Source organism: Phycisphaeraceae bacterium (assembly GCA_040222855.1).
Taxonomy (GTDB): Bacteria; Planctomycetota; Phycisphaerae; order Phycisphaerales; family Phycisphaeraceae; genus Mucisphaera.
This window is the reverse complement of record JAVKCD010000019.1, coordinates 797,589-820,136: the sequence shown is the minus strand read 5'-3', so window position 1 is coordinate 820,136 and position 22,548 is coordinate 797,589. Positions and strand designations below refer to the sequence as shown.

Genomic DNA, 22,548 nt, shown 5'->3' with positions numbered 1-22,548 from the left:
CTGAACCGCCTCCGCCATCTGCAGCCTGAGCAGCCGTTAGAATGAACGAACCTGACCAAGATAGGGCAAGAGAACCTCGATCCCCTCGTCCATGTTGATCGGGTAACGCGCAAAGGTCAGACCAACCGCCTCCGAGGATCTGGCCAAAGCCTCTCGATTAAGCAGAAGCAAATCTCGCCTTGCTTCAGAAAGCTCCTCCGGCCAATGAACGCCGTAATCAGGCTCCTCGACATCACGGCCGTATCCCGGGAGCAACGCCTCTAGATCGCTATCACTTTCTACTAGCTCAAAGACCTCCAGAAAGATCTCTACGGCATTCATCTTTCCGGGTTCATCCAGATAAGCATCAAGTTCAGCAACGGTCGTCGGGAGACCGGTGTCCCGAATCTCCGACAGAATCCACGCCGTCCGAATCTTCAACCCCACGTGCCACGTCAACAACAGCACCAATGGCAACACAATGAACAGCAGCACCGGAAGCTTCCACCATTGACCTGTCTTGAGTGAAAGAATCGACATGCGCAACTCCCGGTTGACATTGCGATTGTAAACCAACAAGCCCACGACGAAAACCGTCGTGGGCTTGCGATCAATCAGAGTTGTGAGTCGCTCCTTACGCCCCCGCCGCCATCTTCTCCGCCTTCGCCTTCGCATCATCCAACGTCCCGACATACATGAACGCCGACTCCGGCAGATCGTCCGCCTCGCCGGCACAGATCCGACGGAACGAGTCGATCGACTCGGCCAGCGACGTGTAGATGCCCGGGAAACCGGTGAACTGCTCCGCCACGAAGAACGGCTGCGAGAAGAAACGCTCGATCTTCCGCGCCCGCGAGACCATCAGCTTGTCCTCTTCGGCCAGCTCGTCAACACCGAGAATGGCGATGATGTCCTGCAGCGACTTGTACCGCTGAAGAATCGTCTGTACCTGACGAGCCACCGCGTAGTGATCGTCGCCGACGATGTTCGGGTCGAGAATACGCGAGGTCGACGTCAGCGGGTCCACCGCCGGGTAAATACCCTTCTCAGCGATTGAACGCTCAAGAACAACGAACGCATCAAGGTGAGCAAACGTCGTCGCCGGAGCAGGGTCCGTCAGGTCGTCAGCAGGCACATAAATGGCCTGCACCGACGTGATCGCCCCACGCTCCGTCGAGGTGATCCGCTCCTGAAGGTCGCCCATCTCAGTCGACAGCGTCGGCTGATAACCCACCGCAGAAGGCATTCGCCCAAGCAGCGCCGACACTTCCGAACCGGCCTGCGTGAACCGGAAGACGTTGTCGACGAACAGCAGCGTCTCCTTACCCGACGAGTCCCGGAACTCCTCGCACATCGTGAGACCCGACAAAGCAACCCGCAGACGAGCACCGGGCGGCTCGTTCATCTGACCAAACACCATCGCCACACGGTCAAGCACCGTCATGGTCTTGCCCTGGGCATCGGTAAACGTCGCCTCAGCCATCTCGCGCCAGAGGTCGTTGCCCTCACGTGTGCGCTCACCAACACCGGCAAACACCGAATAACCATCGTGCTCACGCGCGATTCGCGCGATCATTTCCTGGATGATGACCGTCTTGCCCACGCCCGCCCCGCCGAACAGACCGATCTTGCCGCCACGCACAAACGGGCACAGCAGATCGACGACCTTAATGCCCGTCTCAAGCACCTCAGTCTTGGGGTTAAGCTCCGTGAACTCCGGCGGGTCCGCATGGATCGGCCGACGCTTGGTCGCTGTGACCGGCCCGGCGTTATCAATCGGCTCGCCCAGCAGGTTGAACACCCGGCCCAGCACCTCCGGACCCACCGGCACCGACACCGGAGCCCCCGTGTCAGTCACACTCATCCCGCGAGCCAGACCGTCGGTCGAACCGAGGGCCACCGCACGGACCTGGCTCCCGCCAAGGTGCTGCTGCACCTCGCCGACGAGCTTGATGTCCTCATCCACGAGCTTGAAGGTCACTTCAAGAGCGTTGTAAATATCAGGGAGCTGGTCATCAGGAAACTGAACGTCAAATGTGGATCCGATGACCTGGCTGACAGTACCGTTGGCGGGCATAGCGAGCTCCTGAACGAAAGCTGATCTAAAGGGTGGGTCGCTGGTTGGCGCAAGCCCCCGACGACACGGGGGCAAAGGAGCGATAGCGTAGCCTGAGCCGGGGTCGATCGCCAATCGGCCATCAGACACGCCGCTTCCCCACTGAACGTCGATATACTCGCACCGAGTCGGGAGAACGAGTCATCCATCCTCAGACGCAGGGAGGCGTCGCCATGACCGAAACCGCCACCACCCCAGCCGACCCCACCATCGACCCCGCCGCTGCCCCGGCCCAACCCCAGGCTGCGCCCACGGCCCCGGCCACACCGCCAGCTCAACCCGGCCCGCCCGCCGAAACCCGCACCATCGCCCTCCTCAACCAGAAGGGCGGCGTCGGCAAAACCACCACCACCATGAACCTGGGTCACGCCCTCGCCCGCGCCGGACAACGCGTTCTCATGGTCGATCTCGACCCGCAGGCACACCTCACCCTCTACAACGGCGTCGACCCCGACACCCTCGATCACACCACCTACGACCTCCTCGTCGAAGACGATGTCACCGCCGCCGAGACCGTCATCGAACTCGACCCCCACCGCGGAATCCTCCCGGCCCACGTCAACCTCGCCGGAGCCGAAACCGAACTCGCCTCAAGACTCGTCACCGGCGGGGCCCAGGTCATCCTCCGAAACAAACTCCGCGACCTCGTCAAACAGTTCGACTACGTCCTCATCGACTGCCCGCCAAGCCTCGGACTGCTCACCGTCAACGCCCTCACCCTCGCCAACGAAGTCATCGTGCCGATGCAGGCCCACTTCCTCGCCCTCCAGGGACTCGGCAAGCTCCTCGAAACCATCCGCCTCGTTAGCGAGGGCATCAACCCCTCCCTCAAAGTCGCAGGCGTCGTCCTCTGCATGCACGAAGGCCAGACCATCCTCGCCGCCGAAGTCACCGCCGACGTCGATAACTTCCTCACCGAATCCCGCGGCACACCCGTCCCCTGGGCCGACGCCGTCGTCTATCAGCCCCCCATCCGCCGCAACATCAAGCTCGCCGAGAGCCCCAGCTTCGGCCAGTCGATCTTCGATTACGCCACCGGCTGCCCAGGCGCCCGCGACTACGAAAAACTCGCCCTCGCCGTAGCCCAGCAACACGCCGGAGGCACCCCATCGTGAGCTTCTCAGAACTCGATGAATCAATGATGCGCCGCGCCCTCGAAGCCTGCTCCGCCGGCGTCGAGATGGGCCAATCACCCTTCGGCGCCGTCATCGCCCACAACGACCGCGTCATCATCGCCACCCACAACCACGTCCGACACGACACCGACCCCACCGCCCACGCCGAGGTCTGCGCCATCCGCAAAGCCTGCGCCATCCTGGGCGACATCCACCTCCCCGGCACCACGATCTACTCAACCACCGAGCCCTGCCCGATGTGCTTCACCGCCATCCACTGGGCCCGAATCCAACGCATCGTCTTCGGAGCCGCCATCGCCGACGCCGAAGACTTCGGCTTCAACGAACTGGGCATCAGCAACATCGACATGGCCGACCGTGGCGGGTCACCCGTCATCGTCCAACCCGGATGCCTCCGCAAGGAAGCCGTCGATCTGTTCAAACGCTGGCAAGCTGCCGGCGGTATGCCGTACTGATTACCCCGCCATCCGCCGAGCCTGCCGCAGCAGATCATCACTCACCTCCGGCATCGGGAAATGCTCCTTGAGAAAATCACGAAGCTGCTCGCTCTCCGCGATCCGCATGTACACCTCACGATCGATCCGTCGCGCCGAGAACGTCACCGCACGCGCCAACCGCTCGCGCGTCGCCGCCATCAGCAGCTGACCATCCGGCTCAAAACGCACCGGCAGAATCTCGAACTGCCACGCCTGCCGACGATTGATCAGCTTCAACGCATCGGTATCAATCTGCACACTGTTGAGGTCAAGCGTCCCCGACACCCGATGATATTGCTCGATCCACGCCTCCTCCACACTGTCCAGCGTGACATCAAACATCCGCTCCGCCAGAACACCAAACGGCAGATGCTGCTTCTTCTGAGCCTGCGCGATCTCGAAGACCTGCTGCTCCGTCAGCACCCCTCGCTCAACAAGAATCTCTCCAATCCGGATACCACGCTGGATTTTTGTCGTCATCAGGATCACTCCCCTGAGGTGTGTGGCGAACTCATAGCAACACCCTCAGGATCGGTCCGATAGATCACCCGCATAACACCACAAGACCCGGGAAACGACAGAAACCCATGAAAATCAGGGGGTTGCGAAACGTCCAGATCGCCACAGACAGATACACCCTCGCCCTGCACTTACCCAGATCACCCAGCCGTTACGGACGCACCGAGAGGATGTCCACCTGCTCCGGCTCGATCAGACGAATCCCTAAATCCACATCACGCTGATCCTTGCCGACAATCCCCACCAGCGACGAGATCGCCCGCCGATCACTCACCTTCCGGGTCACGATGTACCCCAGCGTCCGCCGGGTCGTCGGGTCCACCAGCCGCAGCAACGAGGGCCGGCCCGCCTGGCCGTTATAAAGCGACGACTGCATCAACACCCCGACATAGGTGTAATCCTCAACCTCCGCAGCAGGAACCCGCTGCGTCCCCACCACCGGGGCAGGCTCCGTCTCCACAATCACCGGCACAACCGGCTCATTCAGCATCGCCGCCAGCAACTGACGATTCCGCTCCAACGCAATCAACCGGATCTCGATCACCTGCAGATCCTGCGCACTCAAACCCCCCGCATCCCGCAGCGCCTCATACGCAGCCACCATCTCGTCGATCGGCATCTCATCCAATGGCAGACTGAACTTCGGCCGCATCTCCTTCTCAACCGACTGCAACGTCGTCGACTCAACCTCCGTCGACACCCCAACCGCATCCTTACCAATCACCGCCCACTCCTCCGACTCCGGCGCAGGCACGGCCACCACCTCGGCCTCCGACGTGGCAGGCACGTCAGCCTCCATCTCAGGCACAACCGCCACCGCTGCCTCCGCCGTCTCCACCGCAACCCCAGACTCCGGCTCAACAGGAATCAAAGGCCGACTCACCTGAACCTCAACCTCCGCCTCCGACGCAGGCGTCACACTCTCCAACCGAATCGGCTCCATCTCCGGCTCATCCACCGCCACCTCAGGGCTCGCCTCCCTCACCTCCACCGCAACTTCACTCACCACAGCCTCCGCTTCAACCACCGCCACTGCCACCTCACCCTCATCCCCCGACAACATCCGCCGATGCTGCTCGACTTCACCCGGACTCGCTATCCGCACCGCGTCACGACTGATAAACACCCGCGCCGCCTCCGGTGCCACGATCTTGTAGAAACTCCCCTCCTCCGAAACGATCATCACCTCGGTCCCGCGATCCAGCGTTGTCTGCGGCTTAAAGCTCCACCCAGGACCCTTCTCACTCGCCGCCTTCACCTGAACCCGATCACCATCAATCACACCGGCCGTCCCATCACCGCTCGCCTTCACAAAAGCCTTCGACACATAACTGTAAACATCACGAGGCGCCGTGATCTTGTACCACCCAAGCAAACCCTCGTGGACCTCGACAAACGACTCCGACTCAAGACTCCCCACCGTGTAGTACGCCTTCCCTGGGCCCGCCCTCAACTCAGCCCGCTCCGGAACCACCACACCAAAAAACGGCAGATCAACCTGATCCAAACCGTCCTGGCCCCGAACCACCCCGGGAAGCACCAGCGTCATCATCACGATGACCAAACAAACCAAACTCACGGGTGACAACATCAGATGCTTAAACATGGCGGGGTCTCCTGGGGCTTCAAGCTGCCTCTTCCGCCTATCTTAATACTTCCTCGCCCCAGCGATCACCCTTTTATAAAGTTCCACCGTCTGATCCACCTGACGATCCAGCGTCAGCGACCCCCGAACATGCGCCGCCGCCTCATGCCCCATCGCCCTCAAACCCTCAGAATCATTCAACATCTCCAGCCCCGCCATCAAAAACGCCTCACGATCCACCGCACACGACCGCCCCGTCCGACCCTCGATCACATGCTCCGCCCAACCCGCCGTCCGCGTCCGCAGCACCGGCCGCCCCAACGCCATCGCCTCCGTCGTCACATACGAAAATCCCTCCAGCGACGAAGGAATCACCACCAAATCCGACGCCACATAAGCGTCCTTCGGATCCCCATACGCAAGAACCCGAACACGCTCACCAAGCCCCCGCTTCCGGATCGAACGCCGCAGCTCACCCTCGTGAGGCCCCTCGCCCTGCATCACAAACACACCCTCCGGCGCAATCTGACGACTCAGGTCCGCCAGGTCCACCACCCACGCCTCATTCTTCGGATCATCAAACCGACCCACAAACGTCACCACCGGCGACCGATCCCCCAACCCCAACGCCTCCCGCGCCGCCCGCCGCGCATCGTCCCCCGCCTCCGGATAGTTCTCAGCCCGCACCCCGTGCGGGATCAGCTCAATCCGCTCCGCCGCCAAACCCACCTCCTCAAGAAGCCAGTCCCGCGCCTGCGACGAAGGCACATGCGTGATATCCCCCCAGTCACTCATCCAACCCGACGCACCCCCCACCGGAATCCCCGTCAGATGCAAGGTGTACACCAACGGAACCCGCCAACGCTTCGCCAGCCACCGACCCACCAGCGAAGCCCGTCGATAATGCGAATGAATCACATCCACCGGCGGACGCCCATCAAAACCCTCTCGCCGCAGCCCCCGCTCAACCAACCCCCGAGCCCGCCACAGCGACACCGCCCCACCCTTCAACGGAGCCTCCACCCACGGCCAAGGCGCATCCTCAAATAAATCGTGCCACAACCCCACCTCACCCGCGATCACCGGCCGATGACCCCGACCCACCAACTCATGATTCAGCACATGCAGATAACGACTGATCCCACCCGCATCCGACCCCGCCGTGAGATGCAGCACCCGCAATGACTGATCTGAAGCCGACTCCGACACCGCAACGCTCCCAAAGGAACCATGTTCCATCCAAGTCGTTTCATCATCGTCCCGATACGATCCTTGGCATGAAGCGCCCGCCCTGGACCACCATCTTCACGACCCTCATCATCCTCCTCGCAGGCATCATCGCCCTCCGCCTCGACCCCCTCAACGCCAACGCCCAACGACTCGACACCCGCGTCGACGGCCGCGTCCCCGATGCCGGCAACGACCAACAACACCAGCAGATGATCCAGGCCCCAAGCCTCCCCAGACTCACCACCGTCCGCGCTATCGGCCTCGACACCGCCCGACGACGACTCGGCAACCACTTCCCCAGAGGCCGCGGCATCGTTGCCGGACACGTCGAAGGCGGAGACACCGAATACCTCGCCGATGTCACCAACCTCGCCTTCCGCGCCATCACCTTCGTCCCCCGGACCGGACCCTCCACACCCTTCGGCCACGCCACCGCCACCTCTCGCGTCATCTACGGCTCCACCGGAATCGCCCCCGGCATCCGCACCGTCCACGCCTTCTCCACTCTCGGCTGGCTCACCGAAAGCTACCTCCGACTCAACTCCGACCTCCCACCCCTCCAAGACGACCCCATCCGCGTCTTCAACCACTCATGGATCTCCGAAAGCCACCAAGGCGTCGAGCAACTCCTCCGCCGCGTCGACTACCAGATCGACACCCGCGACGTCATCATGGCCGTAGGCGTCAACAACGGCGCCGACTCACCCATCCCCGCAGCACTCGCCTCCGCCTACAACGTCATCGCCGTTGGCGCGATCAACGGACTCAGCTCCAGGGGACGCACCGAAGTCGACGGCATCGGCCGCTCCAAACCCGACCTCGTCGCACCTGGCGGACAAACCTCCTTCACCACCCCCGCCGTCACCGCCATCGTCGCCTGCCTCCTCGAAGCCGCCGGCAAACTCGACAACCACGCCGACATCGCCCAACGCTCCGAAGTCATCAAAGCCGCCCTCCTCGCCGGGGCCACCAAACCCGACGGCTGGACCCGCGAGCCCGGCAGACCCCTCGCCGACCGCTGGGGCGCAGGCGTCGCCAACATCGACAACGCCCTCAAAATCCTCATGGCCGGCCGCATGGAACTCGACGACCTTCCCGTCGTCAACACCGAACCCACCGCCTTCACAGGCCGCATCGTCCGACGCTACGGCTGGGCCTTCGACACCCTCACCAACGGACAGACCCGCTCCATCGAACTCAAAGCCAACCGAATCCTCGGACCCATCTCCATCATGATCGTCTGGAACCGCAAGATCCACGGCGAAGTCATCGGCCCACCCTTCGCACCCCGCGACATCTGGCTCCCCGTCCCTCTCCTCTCCGACCTCGACCTCCGACTCATCGCCCTCCCCGATGTCGACACCGCACCCAACGCCAGCCAAACCGTCTTCGCCTCAAGCTCCTCCCGAGTCGATAACGTCGAACACCTCTACATCGAAGCCCTACCCCCCGGCCGCTACCGACTCGAAATCACCCGACACCCCTACCCCCTCACCCGACAACCCCGCGACCAGGACTACGCCCTCGCCTGGCGCATCGAACTCCCCGACCAACAAGCCCAAGCCGCAGCCGCAGAACGCTAGCTAACCCCTACCCACGCCGACAAACCTCCCGGGTGGCACATTGCACGCCGAAGGCGTGCTGTGTGAAATCACCAAAGGACGCAACCAACACCTCCAATACCGCTACGAATCAGATGAGAGCGCTCTAGCCTTCAAATATGTGTTATCTATACTTGACATTGTGTTAGCAATGATTAACATTATGTATCTCGCACATAACACTATAGCCCGAAGCATTCGAGACCCCAACCATGAGCCACCAAGAACGAGCAAGCATCGTCGCCATCATCACGAACCTCCTGGTCAACGGCTACGCCGCCGTCCGTGTCGGCCAACTCTACGACGCAGGAGCTCTATCCAGCGAGGACGCGCTGATGGTCTGGGCACAAGCCGTTATCTGGGTCATCCCATTAGCCATCGGCCTAACGATCGTGCTGAACATCCTGTTCACCATGGCTGAGAAAGGCGCGGACAAGGCGATGGTCGTCGATGAACGAGACCGACAGTTCCAGCTTCGCGGGATCTTCGTCACGCTCGTGGTGGTCGGCCTCGGCTACATCACGATGCTCGCAGGATTCGCCATCGGCTGGACCGCCATCATCGGCCTCAACCTGCTGTTCTTCACCTTCGCCCTAGGCGACCTGCTCGGGAATACCGTAAGGCTCGCCAGCTACAGGATCAGCGCATAACGTGGCCAAACTACGAATCACCAACACGATTCGTCGACTTCGATTCGAAAACGGCGAGTTGACGCAACAAGCTCTCGCGAACAGCGTGGGCTGCACCCGACAAACGATCGCCGCCATCGAGAAGGCGCGATACTCACCCAGCCTGGAGCTGGCGATCCGCATCGCCATCGCACTCAACCGGCCGCTCGATGAAGTCTTCATCGCTGACAACGAAGGCACATCAGTCGACCTGACACGAGTCCCCAAACCGGAGGCGGATCATTGATCAGCACGCTCGCTTGACCATCGCCGAACTCACGATCCGCCGTATGGAATCTATGACAACCAAACCTTTTCACTGAGTAACCAAGTATGAACAACCCTTCTAAATGGACCTGCCTACTGGCGACGAGTATGGCAATATCGGGATGCAACTCCCACAACTACGACTTCGTGGCAGCTCCCAATGACCCGTCACGGGTCTCACATCTCGTCAATGACCTCAATCAGCTGAGAAACGCAGAGCCTCAAGCAGACGAGGAACTCTACGACATCAGTCTTGTCCCGCTGGTTCATTCCCATCTGCACGTCTTTAGCCCCGTCGATGAAGACGACACGCCCACTGCTTTCGTCGAAGCCGATATCGCCGCGTGTCTACCTCTGTTTGCTTTCGTTAACGGAACGGTCAGTCGGTACGACGAGAAACAGCAACTGCTGACACGGCACGACTTCAACTCGAATCTCTGGGGCGCCTTCCGCAACGAACGCGAGCTTGTCGCCACTCGGTCCGGAGACCGCGAGACTACAAGTCACACCTTCCTCTGGCTATTCACATGGCGGGGTCAAGAGCAATGGCATCCTGCCGATCAGAAAACACTCGAACCTTCATGAACTCATACCGAATGATTTACAAAGGCTTCTAGACCAAACAATCCAACCGTCGCGTCCGGGTGGCACACTGCACGCTTTCGGCTTGCAGCGTGCCATCAGCGACGAATACACGCCGCTTCACCCACCCGCCCCCATCCGCTACCCTACCCTCCATGTTGATTCACTCCCGCTGATAGCGACCCTCTCGCTTCCCCTCCCCCCACGCCGACGCGGCCCCGCCGCGAAAGCGATCCCTCATCCCAGCTCCACACGCACCCCCAGCAACACCGCCGGGGCCATCGCCATCAGCAGAAAGCCTCAACATGGCCCATCAACCCGCCAGCCACGACCCCCACGGCCTCCGCAGCGTCCTCGACCACCTCGTCACCCTCGCCCGCGAAACCCTCGCCGATAACCTCCTCGGCGTCTATCTCCAGGGCTCCCAAGCCACCTCCGGCTTCGACGACGCCAGCGACATCGACTTCATCATCGCCACCCACCACGACCTCACCGACACCACCGTCGACCAACTCCAGCTACGCCACCAGCACCTCCACGCCAACCACCCCTCCTACTGGGCTAGACACCTCGAAGGCTCCTACATCCCACGCCATCACCTCACCACCCTGCCGCCACCCCGACAGCAGCTCTGGTACCTCGACCACGGCCACACAATCTTCGAACGCTCCGACCACGACCACTACCTCGCCGTCCTCTGGATCCTCCGCGAACGCGCCGTCGTCCTCGCCGGTCCCCACCCCAACACCCTCATCCCCGAGATCCCCGCCGACGCCCTCCGCCACGAGATCCGCACCACCATGCACGACTGGGCCCACACCATCCTCACCAACCCCAACGAGATGACCCAACGCTGGTACGCCGCCTTCGCCGTCCTCAGCTACGCCCGCATGGCCCTCTCCCTCACCACCGGCGAAATCCACTCAAAAAAACAAGGCGTCACCTGGGCCCGCCAGACCTTCTCCACCCGCTGGCACCCCCTCATCAACCACGCCCTCCAAACCCGCCACGACCTCAACCACCTCCTCGAACCCGAAACCCCCGAAACCCTCGAACAAACCAAAGCGTACATCCGGGATGTGCTGGAGCGGGACGCGTGAACAGGATCACATATCTCTGATAGGTCTTACACCCTCAGTCTCTCAGAGCTTCATGAAGCCATGCGTAAAAGCATTACTTAACGCTTATCAGTTTGAGTCCGTGGAGCAAGCCCATGCCGATTGTCTAAGTCCCGTGCTTCAGCAGGAGAAAGGTTGATAAAACGCCCCAGCTCGTTATAGAACAGTAGATCCTCGTTTTTCATGGCCTCCAACTGACTCGCCAAATCCTTAGTGAGCCTGCGAATACTCTCTTTAATAAGTCCGGAGAGTATGCGGCGGCGACGTATCCGGAGTAGGAAATGTGATCCGATTGTGAGGTTGCCACCCACCCGCATTCGACAACACTGGGTCCAGAAGTCGTAATCAGAATCAGATCACAGAAGCGTCCCTTGAGAGATCTGTCACGAATGTCGTATCGTTAGCCTCTGGTTTCAAGACTCGCGCCAATGATTTGTAGGTTCTCAACTGCAAGCTCCTTGAAGTCCTCAAGTGCTACATCTGCATGAGATTCCCCATGCCAGCTTGAGTGTGACGACACATAAACCGCAGATCCCGTCAGACTCCCCCGTTCCCGATGGACGAGTAGCTCTTGATCGCCAGTACATCCAAAAAAAGATGAAACAAGGAATACAAGAATCAACGTGATTTCAACTCGTTCTATCACGTTGTAAACCTAGATGCTGGTTACTTGGGAAACCGACTCTACCCCACCCACTCCAACCGCACCCGCACCACCCACATCCCCGCCCGCTCCTCGCCCTCCCAGCCACCGTCCGCACGGCTGCTCAGCACAATCCGCTCCGGCCACCGCGTCCCAGGCAGCACCGTCGGACCGTCAGGCGACATCATCTCCAGCTCCACCGGATTGGTCAGCACCAGACTCAACGGCGCCTCCCCCGGCTCCACCGTCAAACCCTCCCCCCGAACCCGCAACCGACCCCCCTCCTCATACAACTCAATCAGCCCCAGGCTCGCCGACTTCGTCGCGCCCTCCCGCCGATCCGCCAGCTCCACACCCAACCGGTACGACCCGCTCCGCGCCCCGATCTGCTCCGCGTTGATCCGCGACTTCCAACCATCCCAGAACGCGCTCGCCGCTTGCGCGTTCTCAACCCCCTCCGCCACCGCATCATCACGAATCTGCTCCCCCAGCGTCGCCTCGCCACCCGCCCGGATCGCCAACGCCGTCCACGCCGCCGTCGCAATCAGATCATCCTCACTCACCGCGAACTCCAGCAGCACATCATCACTACTAAACGCCATCGCCCACGTCGTCTGATCCGGCAGCACCCCGCGATCAACCAACTCACTCAGCCACCGCGTCTGCTCACCCCGCTCATCCGCCGACAGCAACGCCGCCACCGCTGGCGCCTCCAGGCCCATCGACCGATACAGCCCCGCCACCAACTCACCCCTCCGCTCCATCGGCTGACGATTCAACACCTGCTGAAACGAACTCGGGCTCTGCAGCACCAGCCGCGCCGCCTGCTGAGCCGCCGGACCCGAACCCTCCCCCGCGATCACCAGCAAACCCCCATCCGCCGCCTCACGATCCGACGCCCGCGACACAAAACCCACCACCTCCACAGGCGTAGGCTCCATCCCCGTCGCCGCACCCATCACACGCTCATACACCGAACGCTCCGGCGCCTCCTCGACATCACTGACTGGCGCAACCTGCGCACCGCCCGCTGGCCCCCCCAAACCGCCACCAAAACCACCCCCCATACCCCCCGCAGCAAAACCTCGCGGATCGGACCGATTGGACCGCCGGGAGCCATCCCCAGCGTCAGGCGCAAACGCCGCCAGCGCCGTCCACGCCCCCGCATCACCCGCCTCAAGCAGAACCACCAGCGGGTCATCCGCCTCGCTCAGCACCAGCGCCGCACGATCACCCGGCCACTGCGCCAGCGCCGCGATCGTCTCCGACCGCACCGACTCAAGCTCCGACCCCAGCAACCCGCTGAGCCACCGCCGCGCCGCCAGACTCTCCGATGACCGCGCCACCACATGCCGCACCACCTCCGGGTTCCGCTCCGCCGCCACATCGACCGGCAGCACATCCAGCATCGCCGCCCACGCCCCACTCGTGTCCTCGCCACCACCCCGCTGCTGCCCGCTCAGCGCCGCGTCCGCCCGCTCCGCGACACGATCCAGCACCGTGACCGCCGAGACCTCACCCCCCTCAAGCATCTGCGTGACCGATGCCGACAACCCCGGCTCCGCAGGATCACCCCGCAACAATCCCGTCACCGCCGTCAGCCGCACCTCCGCCGACGGGTCCTGCGCCGCCGCCTGCAACAACATTGTCGACTGCGGACCGATCGTCTCACCATTCGCCAACGCCTCCACCACGATCTGCCGCGTCGGCTCATCGGGAACACTCAACATCGTCCGCACCCCCGCCAGCACCCGGACGTCCGCCGTCTCAATCGCATTCATCGCCCCACCCCGCGCCTCAGCCAGCGCCAGCAGCCTCATCCCCAGCGGATGACCGTCGCTCACCAACCGCGCAGCAAGACCTGGGTCCGCCTCGGTCTGGCTGACACCCGTGCCCACCGCGCGCGCACGAAGTGCCTCCAAATCAAGCATGCTGACCCCCCATGTGTCACGTTTGATTGACGAGTTCGGGTCATGAAGACCCGAAAACTCGAGCATATCCTCACGTTCAGACAAGCTATAGACACCCCAGACCCGAACAGGCTCTGCCTCAAACGTCTCCGGCAGCGCCTTAAGCTGATCGCGCAAGTCATTGTAAGCACTCATCTCAGAACGAAACTGAGCCAGACGCTCTCGCTGCGCCTGCCGATCCACCGCAGCCCCCGCCTGACCCCGCTCAGGCGGCGTCGGACGCTGATCCCGCATCGCCGCCGGGTCCAGCTTCAACAAATAACCACTGCCACCAGAACCGCTTAACGTCGCCCCCGTAATCACTCGATCCATGTCCCACCGCACCCCACCCCCAGGCAGGATCACGATCGACTTCGCCAGCCGCGGACCCTGATCCGCATCGTTAACACTGCCCCCACCAGCACTTACACCCCCACCAAATCCTCCACCAGCGCCGCCCGCAAAACCCCCAGCCGCCCCGAAACCGCCACCCCCCAGCCCACCCAACGCCGAAACCGGAGCCGCCGAAGGCCCATCAGTCGTTAAATTACTCTCAGAAAAAGGGATATACCAAGCCTGAAACTGCCCGCCTCGCAACCCCACCCCCGGACTCCGCAACGCAACCTCCGCCTCACCCTCGGTGCGCACAACCTCAAATGGAATCATCACCTGCCGCCGCCCCGGCCGCGGCTCCAGCGTCCACACCGGATCCGCAACCCCCGCCTCCAACACCCCCGGCTCCACCACCAACGCCCGCCAGTCCAACACCAACCGCTCCGCCCCCTCGTCCTGAGCTAAGACCCCCTGTGTAAAAAAGATAGACAGACCAAGAGCCGCCCAGAGAAAGAGATGTTGGTTACGCACAATGCCCTCGCTGTCAGAAAGCTTAATAAGGAAGCGGTGAACCGCCGTCGTCGCTACGCCACAAGGTAGCCCCTCGACCCCTGATTACGCCAGTGCGCACCCAGAAACTTTCTCGTGCGGACGATGAAGTTTTAGGCACACCCCTGAAATCTGCTCGCTGTGCGCGCAGTCTCTGCGTGTGAGCCACGGACGTGCCAAGGTTCGTCCGACCACGCCCATAGTTTCTTCTTGTGCGCAAGTCTTGTCTCAACAGGTCTTAGTGATGATGTATGAGTTATCTGATGATTTTTTCGCGCGCCTTCTTGGGCTTTGGCGCGCTGCTTGCACTAACAGGGGTGTTGCGAGCATGAAGCAAGCGACACCCGCCTTACTCCCCCCACTGTCACCCCGAGTCCTTCCGGGTGATGCGGGCGAGCCAGGCGGGCACAAAGTTTGGACGCAGGCCACCCCCAAGGCGTTCTTGGGGGGCGATGAGCGGGCACCCCTAACCGGGTGTCCGCTTTTTTACCCAGTGTGTCACTGGGTAAGGCTTTTTCCTCGACAGTGCTGATCTGGCGTGCGTTGTATAAGAATAAGCCTATTTTATAGGCGTTGATTTCCAAGTACGATTGCAAACTAGGCACTCATGGATTAAGCTGCTCCGGGTTTGGAATAGGCCCAAGTCACATTCACGAGAACTTACGAGTTCTATAGCTAAGGAGAACCGGAATGTTGGAACGCATCAGGGGATGGCTGATTCCGCTCTTGGTCGTCGCAGGCTCGCTTGCGATCACCCCGAGCGCCTGGGCCCAGGCCGAGGAGGCGACAGCGGCGATGGAAAGCGCCGCCGAGGAAGTCGCGGAGGTGATTGACGCTGCGGCGATCTTCGCTGAAGCGGGGATCTCGCCTGAGATGTGGGCGACGAATAACCTCTGGATCATGATCGCGGGCATGCTCGTGTTCATCATGCACCTCGGCTTCGCGATGGTCGAGTCGGGGCTGACCCGAGCCAAGAACACGGTCAACATTCTCTTTAAGAATGTGATGATCGTGATGCTCGGCATCGTGACCTACGGCGTCTGCGGATGGATCATCATGTACCCCGGCGACGGCTGGATCGTGCCGGATGTCTTCGCCTTTGGCTGGGGTATTCAGGGTGGCGGCGTCTACTACTCCGATGGCTTGGATTACTCGGGGATCACCCCGGCGTACAACACCGGTTACACGGTCTGGACCGACTTCTTCTTCCAGGCCATGTTCGCGGCCACCTGCTGCACGATCGTCTCGGGTGCAGTCGCTGGCCGAGTCAAACTGCTTCCCTTCATGATCTTCTGCCCGCTGTTCGTGGCCTTCGGCTACTGCGTGGTGGGTTCATGGGAGTGGGGCGCGGGCTGGCTTGATGACATGGGCTTCGCCGACTTCGCCGGTTCAACGCTGGTTCACGCCGTGGGCGGAGCCGGTGCTCTGGCCGGTGCATTGATCCTTGGCCCACGCCTTGGCAAGTACGCCAAGGATGGGACGGTTCAGCCAATCCCGGGTCACAGCATGCCCCTGGCCACCATCGGCGTGTTCCTCCTGTGGTTCGGCTGGTTCGGGTTCAATGGCGGCTCAGAGCTGTCGGCTGATCCCGCAGGCGTGTCCTATGTGCTCGTGACCACGACGTTCGCTGCCTGCGGTGGCGGCCTCGCGGCGGCGATCACTTCATGGATCTTTGGCGGCAAGCCGGACCTCTCGATGGCCCTCAACGGCATCCTCGCCGGTCTGGTCGGTGTCACAGCGGGTCCTGACGTTCCCTCGTGGATCGGTGCTCTCATCATCTGCGGCGCTGTACCCGGTGTGCTGGTTTACTTCTCGGTGCTGTTCTTCGACAAGATCAAGATCGACGACCCCGTGGGTGCGATCTCGGTCCACGGCGTGTGCGGCATCTACGGCACGTGCGCGGTTGCCTTCTCGGGAGCCTTCGAGGGCAACTTCGGTAACCTTGGCGTGCAGGCACTCGGTGCCGCCGCTGGCGTGGGCTTCGCGTTTGTGGTGGCCCTGATCATCTTTGGTGTCCTCAATGCCATCTTCGGGATGCGTGTCAGCGAGGCCGAGGAGATCGAGGGTCTGGACCTTGGTGAGCACGATATGTCGGCTTATCCTGACTTCCAGTACACCTACATCAAGAGCTATCACGCCCGGGAGATCTGATCCCGCACGACGTGTTCGAACCTCGAAACCATCGGCGGGCCCACGGGCCTGGACAAGGCCCTGCCCGCCGCGACTAGGAGATTGAACGATGCGAATGATCGAAACCGTGATCCGGCCCTCGGCCCTGGGCGCGATCACCAAGAAACTCGCCGAACTCGGTATCTACGGCGCCACCGCGCTGGAGTGCAAGGGCTTCGGCAAACAAAAGGGTCATACCGAACGCTACCGTGGCGGACGGATGGACGTCGGCTTTGTTCCCAAGGTGATGCTCAAGGTCGCCGTCAAGGACGAAGACCTGGACAAGGCGTTGGACGCCATCACCTCGTCGGCGCGGACCGGGAACGTCGGCGATGGCAAGGTCTTCGTCTATGGCCTCGACAAGGTCGTCCGGATCCGAACCGGCGAAGCCGACAACGACGCACTCTAGTGATGTGATGAGAAGAGATGGGTGGATGGCGGGCTCCTCGGAGCCCGCCTTTTTTATGCGCAGGGCAGCTTCATGCCCTATCAAACCACACCACCGCCGCCTTGTGCCGTCCTCTTGTCAAGCTGTGTCGCGGCGCTGGACGCGAATGGAAACAGCCAGACGATGATGCTCACCCGGGCGGAGCGTGATGGCGTTCTCCGCGACGTTTCCCGACTCAACACAGACGAAGCGCGGCCAGTCTTCACTCGGGAGGTCGGTGAGTCGGCGAGCCTTCTCGATCCACGGGTTCCAGACGATCGTAGAACGCGAACCGTCCTTGTCGATAACCAGAGCGCGGTCGAGTTGCGGGTCGTGGATGGTGCAGGAGGTCGAGGTGTTGAGATAGACCCGGTCGGTCTCGCCAGCGAAGCCGATAGGGTCATCGCCCTGGGTCTTGCGCTCGCCGTGATCGACCTTGTCGAGGTAGTCGGTCTGCTCAAGGCCTGTGACCGTCACTTCGCGGGCGTCGGCGACGGCGAAGTAAGTGTGCAGAGCCTCCTCAAAGATGACGGGTTCAGCGGCACTATCGGTGTGGCTGACGGTCAGGGCCATCCCGAGGCGAGGGCCCAGGGTCAGCTCGAAGGTTGCTTGGAGAGGCGGGGCGGAGGTCGAGAAGCGGAGCGTGTGGGCACCGTTGTGAGCCATGGCGTCGTCGAGGTCCCAGAGCCGGGTGCGGACGACGCCATGAGATGAGGCCTTGGGATCATCCGCTCTGGGTCCGAACCAGGGGAAGCAGATGGGCACCCCGCCCCGGATGGCCTGGCCCTCGGCGAACAGAGCGTCGTCCGAGAGAAAGAGCACGGCGGACTCGTTGGCGGGCTGGTAGCCGAGGGTGGTGGCCCCGAGAAAGGCGATGGACGCCCGGCCATGGGCATTGGTGATATGGGCAAAAGGAACCCCGCCGGGCCCAGCCTCGAAGGTCAGGCCGGGCAGCGAGAAGCGTTGGGCGGCGTCACGGATGGGGTCACTGGAGGTCTCGGGTCGGGTGTGCTGTGGCATGGTGGGCGATTCTAGAGACTTGGGCAGGGGTTGGGCAGGATGGAATGGGTCAAGAACATGACGAGAAGGGGTGGCGGAGGGTGCGGAAAGGCTTACGATGAGACGGGGAGATTCGTCTAGCGAACTCTTATATGTACATCGTTCGTTGTCCATCGTGTGGTCATGAGTTGTCCCTGCCTTTTGTGCGGATGGGTGCGGCGCGTCGCTGTGAAGCTTGTGAGAAGACCTCTCGAATTCAACCCGAGCACGTACTGGGCCGACCTAACCCCGCTGGAGAACGGCCCGAGCCCGCAACATCACCTGAGCTGGCGGCAGTCCCCTCCGATCATGCGGAGCAGGTCGTGGTCACATCGGCCGCTTCGGGCGCTGGCGAGCGTCAGCGGCGAAAAAGGTTGCTCAGCTACTTCGGCCTGGGGGTCGGCCTCGTGGCCGTCGTGACCGGGCTGATGCTGATGATGGCCGAGACCCGCGAGTTGCCGGTGATCACCGTGCTGGCAGAACGCGTTGTCGATCAGAGCCTACGCGTCGGCGAGCTCCCGATGCACATGATCGAGACCCGGGTCATTGAGATGGACGGACGACGGGTTCTCTCGCTGGCCGACGAGGTGATCGCCGAGAGCAACCGGGTAACACTGGCCCTCATCACGACGCCGAACCATCACGCCTGGCGGGCGGAGTTTCCTGAACTCCTCAACGGCCCGGTGTGTATCGAGATCGGCGAGCCCATCGGCACGCTCTGTGTGGTGACGCTGATGGAAGGCGTATCGCCCTGAAATCTGAGTCAGATCGGCTATCCTCCGGGGCCGCGAGCGTGTTGGACTCCGCGGGGTACCGAGCGGGGCATGCATGTTTTTACCGCTAAAGACTGATCGACCCCAGCGTGCCACGCCCGTGGTCAACTACGGCATCATCGGCCTGTGCGTGCTCGTGTACCTCATCACGCCCGGCATCCGCCAGGCATCGAGCACCGAGCCCTGGCGACAGGTCGCTCAGTACTTTCTCTGGCCCGAAGCAGCGACGCTCTGGCAGTTCATCACCTATCAGTTCCTGCACGCAGACTGGCTGCACCTGACCGGCAACATGGTGTTTCTGTTTGTCTTCGGCAACGCCGTCGAGGATCGACTGGGGAAAGTCGCGTACCTGTTCTTCTACCTGGCTGGCGGGATCATCGCCGGCGTGGGCCACGCTGTCCTGGAGACGACGCCGGTGATCGGCGCCAGCGGCTCGGTCGCCGCAGTAACAGGGGCTTACCTGGCGCTGTTCCCCCAGAGCGTCATCACCATCCTCTACGTGCTCGTCATCATCGGGACGTTCGAGGTCACGGGGATGGCCCTGATCCTCTTCCGGGTCGTGCAGGACCTGATCTTCCAGCTCTACGGGATCGGGAACGTGGCCTATATGGCGCACCTCGCAGGCTACGCCTACGGCTTTGCCGTGGGCATGGGCCTCCTGCTCGCGGGCCTGCTCAAGCGTGAGCCCTACGACATGCTCGCCCTGATCGAACGCCGCCGCAGGCGCTCGGACATGAAAAAACTGGCCAAGCAGGGGTTCGAGCCGTGGGAAGGCCGAGGCGGGGTCTCAGGAAAGATCAGCAGCGAGACGCCGATGACCGAGCAGCAGCAGCGGGTCGCCGCCGTCCGCCAACAGATCAGCGAGGCGATGGGGCGCGGAGCATTGTCCGAAGCCGCCACGCTCTACACCGACCTGCTGACGATCGATCCCAAGCAGTCGCTCGGCAGCGATGCACAACTCGACATCGCCAATCAGTTGATGTCGGACCAGCGGCACGATGCCGCGGCCCGGGCCTACGAACTGTTCCTCTCCACCTATCCGTCGTACCACGACCGGGGCCAGGTCATGCTCGTGCTGGCGCTGCTGTACACGCGCTACCTCGAACAACCCGCACGAGGACGCGAGTTGCTGGCGTCGGCGCTGCCCCGGCTACGCGGAGACGACAAAGCACTGGCCGAGCGCGTGCTCGGCGAGAACCAAGAGGGCTGACGCCTACTGCCTTTGAATTGTCGAAGGGGTATTAACCTCGGTCTGCAGGTCGGCGGTGTTGGGCCCGGCGATCCCCGGCGGCTCGGGAAAGGCACGCGCGAAGTCGATCCCTTGCTGCGTGGCCTGCTCTTCGACAGACGACTTAAAAGCGTTGTAGGACGCCTGGCGTAGCTGAATCGGGGTGTTGCCATACGCGCGGATGCGGTAGAGAAGCGGGACAGAGGGATCACGCATGAAAGTCTCGTAAGCCTTGGTCAGCATGATGTTGAACGGTTCGAGCTGCAGACGCTGGCGTGGCGCGTTGGCGATGTTGTAGGCGCGTTCATCCTGATACCAGGCATGCATCTGCTCGGCGATGCGAGCAAAGCGGCCAAAGATGTCCGGGCGTGCTCGGGCAAGGCCTTCGGAAATCCCTCGGTTGATCATCGACGAGACAAAGGCGGTCGCCATGGGGCGCTGGTCTTTGTCCAGATAAAGCTGGAGCATGACGAACTCTTCCAGCGGCAGCGAGTAACGATTGTCGTAGTGCTTCTCCGAAAACTCCGTGCGGGCCTTCTGGTAATAGTCCTGAGCCTGCTGCTCGTCGCCGTAGAGATAAGAGAACACAATCGCCTTGTGCAGGAAGTTCTCGTAGCCCGAAGCGAACTGCTCGATCACACCCTTTCGGTCGAGATCGACCTCCTTGGTTCGAGCCGAGCCTTCATAAACGGCCATCTCGTAGGGCTTGATGAACCGCGGGTCCGGCAGCTGATCGACCGTTCCGGTGAACGGGTCGTAAGTCAGCCGACCGGTGAACATCAGCACCTGCAGGCCGTGAATGACCTGGCGATCGGTGTTGAGAATGTCGTAGCGGTCGATATCAAAAACGACTCGAGATCGCTCGACACCCAGCGCAGCCCAGTAGATCGCATGGGTCGCGGGGTGTCGCCAGTCGATGGGCCCGTACTTCTCGGTAAGCCGAAGCATGTACTGAGCATCCATGCGGTACTCAGTGACGAGCGCCTTCGCCCGGAGAAAAGGAACGAGCGCCTCAAGGCCAGCCGTGAACTGCGGGTCGAGCATGAAGGCCAGCGCAATACGCCGCTCCGTCGGGAACTGCTGCTGATTCGCCATGTCGACCAGGGCCTGAGCACTGTAGTAGCGTGCAAAGGTCAGATTGACGCCAATCGCCCGGAGGAAACTGGTGTCGGGTTCGATCTGATTCTCGTCGAGCAGATCCAACAGTAGGTTGACCTCGGGGTTGTCGGCCCGGAGCATCGCATACGGCTCCTGCGCCGCGCGAAGCGCCTGCTCCTCGATGATCTGACGAACACGGACAAGGTCTTCGGCTCGCTCGGGAGCAGCACGCCGGATCTCAGCCTCGACGCGATTAAACCGATCACGCAGACGGACCGCACCGATGTCAAAAAGGTCCTCGATCGTGTCGCGGAGGCCCTCGTGATCTTCAATGATCGATTCCAAAACCCGGCGAGCCTCGTGAGGCGGGCGGCTGAACACAAAGTACCGGTCCGCAGCAGCCGCAACGGGCGTCAGCCGATTTATCGCCTCCTGCTGGGTCGCGCCCTCGGTGGGAGCGCCCAGAACTTCCTCCCACTCCTTGGCAAACTGGAGTTTGTAGTACCAGTTCATGTCATCGGAGTACTGGCCCATCTTGTGGAACAGAATCCACGCCAGCTCCCGGTACAGCCGGATCGCTTTGGGGTTGTTGGGGATCGCCTTCTCACGAAGCAGTCGGATCCCCTTATTCACCCAGTCCCATCGCTCCTGCGGGGTCTTGGTAATGACCGAAATGTTGTAGGCCATGTTCCACGCCTGGAAAACCCAGACCTGAGGAAAGCGCGGCTGCAGCGTCGTGATGATCGTCGCAAGCTGGTTGGCCTCGTAGAGCTCCCCGTCACGCTTCATCATCTCGATGCGATACCAGGCCCAGTTGGCAAGGATCCCTCGAAACGAGCCGAGTGTCGCCGCGAGCAGGCTGTAGGTCGCGGGCGTGTCGTCACCGGTATCAATCTCATAGGTGAGGTTGAGGTCCAGGCGCTGCTGGTTGATCCAAGGCGTAACCGCCGTCGCGCCGATAAGGAGCGCCACCGCGGTCACGAGGCTGATGAGCTGGATGGTTCGGGTGTGTCGCATAAGCAGGGTCACAGAAATCTACGATCGCCCCTGGGCGTCGGTTCGGA

The 22,548-nt window shown here is 61.9% G+C and carries 19 protein-coding genes; 11 read left to right on the top strand and 8 right to left on the bottom strand.

Annotation, left to right across the window (positions count from 1 at the left end; all coding sequences use genetic code 11):
- Positions 1-36: 36 nt before the first annotated feature.
- Together RIG82_08635 and atpD are read right to left on the bottom strand one after the other, a co-directional pair.
- Positions 37-519 (bottom strand): hypothetical protein, encoded by a 483-nt coding sequence (locus tag RIG82_08635; GenBank protein MEQ9461003.1) that lies wholly within the window; start codon positions 517-519, stop codon positions 37-39.
- A gap of 94 nt (positions 520-613) precedes the next feature.
- Positions 614-2,056, bottom strand: a complete 1,443-nt coding sequence (gene atpD / locus RIG82_08630; GenBank protein MEQ9461002.1) for a F0F1 ATP synthase subunit beta — start codon at positions 2,054-2,056, stop codon at positions 614-616.
- Positions 2,057-2,268: 212 nt separating this feature from the next.
- Between atpD and RIG82_08625 the strand changes: the two genes are divergently transcribed.
- Positions 2,269-3,210, top strand: a complete 942-nt coding sequence (locus RIG82_08625; GenBank protein ID MEQ9461001.1) for an AAA family ATPase — start codon at positions 2,269-2,271, stop codon at positions 3,208-3,210.
- The gene (locus RIG82_08620; GenBank protein ID MEQ9461000.1) at positions 3,207-3,686 is read left to right on the top strand and encodes a nucleoside deaminase; all 480 of its coding nucleotides are present in this window, start codon (positions 3,207-3,209) and stop codon (positions 3,684-3,686) included. The genes RIG82_08625 and RIG82_08620 overlap by 4 nt, the downstream gene beginning before the upstream one ends.
- Here RIG82_08620 and RIG82_08615 read toward each other — a convergent pair whose 3' ends face one another.
- The 3 genes from RIG82_08615 to RIG82_08605 all read right to left on the bottom strand — a co-directional run bounded on the left by RIG82_08615 (position 3,687) and on the right by RIG82_08605 (position 7,050).
- Positions 3,687-4,187: a hypothetical protein gene (locus RIG82_08615; protein MEQ9460999.1), complete on the bottom strand. Its 501-nt coding sequence runs from the start codon at positions 4,185-4,187 to the stop codon at positions 3,687-3,689.
- 190 nt (positions 4,188-4,377) lie between these two features.
- Positions 4,378-5,832 carry an SH3 domain-containing protein gene (locus RIG82_08610; GenBank protein ID MEQ9460998.1) on the bottom strand — a complete coding sequence of 485 codons (1,455 nt, stop codon included), beginning with the start codon at positions 5,830-5,832 and terminating at the stop codon, positions 4,378-4,380.
- 42 nt (positions 5,833-5,874) lie between these two features.
- Positions 5,875-7,050 (bottom strand): glycosyltransferase family 4 protein, encoded by a 1,176-nt coding sequence (locus RIG82_08605; GenBank protein ID MEQ9460997.1) that lies wholly within the window; start codon positions 7,048-7,050, stop codon positions 5,875-5,877.
- A 38-nt stretch (positions 7,051-7,088) separates the two neighbouring features.
- Between RIG82_08605 and RIG82_08600 the strand changes: the two genes are divergently transcribed.
- The 5 genes from RIG82_08600 (at position 7,089) to RIG82_08580 (ending at position 11,259) form a co-directional block, all read left to right on the top strand.
- Positions 7,089-8,624, top strand: coding sequence for a S8 family serine peptidase (locus RIG82_08600; protein MEQ9460996.1), 1,536 nt, complete (start codon positions 7,089-7,091; stop codon positions 8,622-8,624).
- Between the two features lie 230 nt (positions 8,625-8,854).
- Entirely contained in the window at positions 8,855-9,292 is a 438-nt protein-coding gene (locus RIG82_08595; GenBank protein ID MEQ9460995.1) for a hypothetical protein, read from the top strand.
- Between the two features lies 1 nt (position 9,293).
- Entirely contained in the window at positions 9,294-9,557 is a 264-nt protein-coding gene (locus tag RIG82_08590; protein MEQ9460994.1) for a helix-turn-helix transcriptional regulator, read from the top strand.
- Positions 9,558-9,643: 86 nt separating this feature from the next.
- The gene (locus RIG82_08585; GenBank protein MEQ9460993.1) at positions 9,644-10,162 is read left to right on the top strand and encodes a hypothetical protein; all 519 of its coding nucleotides are present in this window, start codon (positions 9,644-9,646) and stop codon (positions 10,160-10,162) included.
- A gap of 302 nt (positions 10,163-10,464) precedes the next feature.
- Positions 10,465-11,259 carry a DUF4111 domain-containing protein gene (locus RIG82_08580; protein MEQ9460992.1) on the top strand — a complete coding sequence of 265 codons (795 nt, stop codon included), beginning with the start codon at positions 10,465-10,467 and terminating at the stop codon, positions 11,257-11,259.
- Positions 11,260-11,961: 702 nt separating this feature from the next.
- Here the strand turns inward: RIG82_08580 and RIG82_08575 are convergent.
- On the bottom strand, positions 11,962-14,637 hold the full coding sequence (locus RIG82_08575) for a hypothetical protein (protein ID MEQ9460991.1): 2,676 nt from the start codon (positions 14,635-14,637) through the stop codon (positions 11,962-11,964).
- 804 nt (positions 14,638-15,441) lie between these two features.
- Between RIG82_08575 and amt the strand changes: the two genes are divergently transcribed.
- Together amt and RIG82_08565 are read left to right on the top strand one after the other, a co-directional pair.
- Positions 15,442-16,902: an ammonium transporter gene (amt, locus tag RIG82_08570; GenBank protein MEQ9460990.1), complete on the top strand. Its 1,461-nt coding sequence runs from the start codon at positions 15,442-15,444 to the stop codon at positions 16,900-16,902.
- Between the two features lie 88 nt (positions 16,903-16,990).
- Positions 16,991-17,329 carry a P-II family nitrogen regulator gene (locus RIG82_08565; GenBank protein ID MEQ9460989.1) on the top strand — a complete coding sequence of 113 codons (339 nt, stop codon included), beginning with the start codon at positions 16,991-16,993 and terminating at the stop codon, positions 17,327-17,329.
- Between the two features lie 117 nt (positions 17,330-17,446).
- Here RIG82_08565 and RIG82_08560 read toward each other — a convergent pair whose 3' ends face one another.
- On the bottom strand, positions 17,447-18,367 hold the full coding sequence (locus RIG82_08560; protein MEQ9460988.1) for a D-hexose-6-phosphate mutarotase: 921 nt from the start codon (positions 18,365-18,367) through the stop codon (positions 17,447-17,449).
- A gap of 341 nt (positions 18,368-18,708) precedes the next feature.
- Here RIG82_08560 and RIG82_08555 point away from each other — a divergent pair, with 341 nt between their 5' ends.
- Together RIG82_08555 and RIG82_08550 are read left to right on the top strand one after the other, a co-directional pair.
- Positions 18,709-19,140 (top strand): hypothetical protein, encoded by a 432-nt coding sequence (locus RIG82_08555; protein MEQ9460987.1) that lies wholly within the window; start codon positions 18,709-18,711, stop codon positions 19,138-19,140.
- Positions 19,141-19,213: 73 nt separating this feature from the next.
- Positions 19,214-20,368, top strand: a complete 1,155-nt coding sequence (locus RIG82_08550) for a rhomboid family intramembrane serine protease (GenBank protein MEQ9460986.1) — start codon at positions 19,214-19,216, stop codon at positions 20,366-20,368.
- Between the two features lie 3 nt (positions 20,369-20,371).
- Here the strand turns inward: RIG82_08550 and RIG82_08545 are convergent, their stop codons facing one another.
- The gene (locus RIG82_08545) at positions 20,372-22,501 is read right to left on the bottom strand and encodes a hypothetical protein (protein ID MEQ9460985.1); all 2,130 of its coding nucleotides are present in this window, start codon (positions 22,499-22,501) and stop codon (positions 20,372-20,374) included.
- Between the last annotated feature and the right edge of the window lie 47 nt (positions 22,502-22,548).

Excerpts from the sequence above, each read along its gene's own strand:
- RIG82_08635 (MEQ9461003.1), bottom strand. The coding sequence starts at position 519 with ATGTCGATTCTTTCACTCAAGACAGGTCAATGGTGGAAGCTTCCGGTG.
- atpD (MEQ9461002.1), bottom strand. The coding sequence starts at position 2,056 with ATGCCCGCCAACGGTACTGTCAGCCAGGTCATCGGATCCACATTTGAC.
- RIG82_08625 (MEQ9461001.1), top strand. The coding sequence starts at position 2,269 with ATGACCGAAACCGCCACCACCCCAGCCGACCCCACCATCGACCCCGCC.
- RIG82_08615 (MEQ9460999.1), bottom strand. The coding sequence starts at position 4,187 with ATGACGACAAAAATCCAGCGTGGTATCCGGATTGGAGAGATTCTTGTT.
- RIG82_08610 (MEQ9460998.1), bottom strand. The coding sequence starts at position 5,832 with ATGTTTAAGCATCTGATGTTGTCACCCGTGAGTTTGGTTTGTTTGGTC.
- RIG82_08605 (MEQ9460997.1), bottom strand. The coding sequence starts at position 7,050 with ATGGAACATGGTTCCTTTGGGAGCGTTGCGGTGTCGGAGTCGGCTTCA.
- RIG82_08600 (MEQ9460996.1), top strand. The coding sequence starts at position 7,089 with ATGAAGCGCCCGCCCTGGACCACCATCTTCACGACCCTCATCATCCTC.
- RIG82_08595 (MEQ9460995.1), top strand. The coding sequence starts at position 8,855 with ATGAGCCACCAAGAACGAGCAAGCATCGTCGCCATCATCACGAACCTC.
- RIG82_08585 (MEQ9460993.1), top strand. The coding sequence starts at position 9,644 with ATGAACAACCCTTCTAAATGGACCTGCCTACTGGCGACGAGTATGGCA.
- RIG82_08580 (MEQ9460992.1), top strand. The coding sequence starts at position 10,465 with ATGGCCCATCAACCCGCCAGCCACGACCCCCACGGCCTCCGCAGCGTC.
- amt (MEQ9460990.1), top strand. The coding sequence starts at position 15,442 with ATGTTGGAACGCATCAGGGGATGGCTGATTCCGCTCTTGGTCGTCGCA.
- RIG82_08565 (MEQ9460989.1), top strand. The coding sequence starts at position 16,991 with ATGCGAATGATCGAAACCGTGATCCGGCCCTCGGCCCTGGGCGCGATC.
- RIG82_08560 (MEQ9460988.1), bottom strand. The coding sequence starts at position 18,367 with ATGCCACAGCACACCCGACCCGAGACCTCCAGTGACCCCATCCGTGAC.
- RIG82_08550 (MEQ9460986.1), top strand. The coding sequence starts at position 19,214 with ATGTTTTTACCGCTAAAGACTGATCGACCCCAGCGTGCCACGCCCGTG.
- RIG82_08545 (MEQ9460985.1), bottom strand. The coding sequence starts at position 22,501 with ATGCGACACACCCGAACCATCCAGCTCATCAGCCTCGTGACCGCGGTG.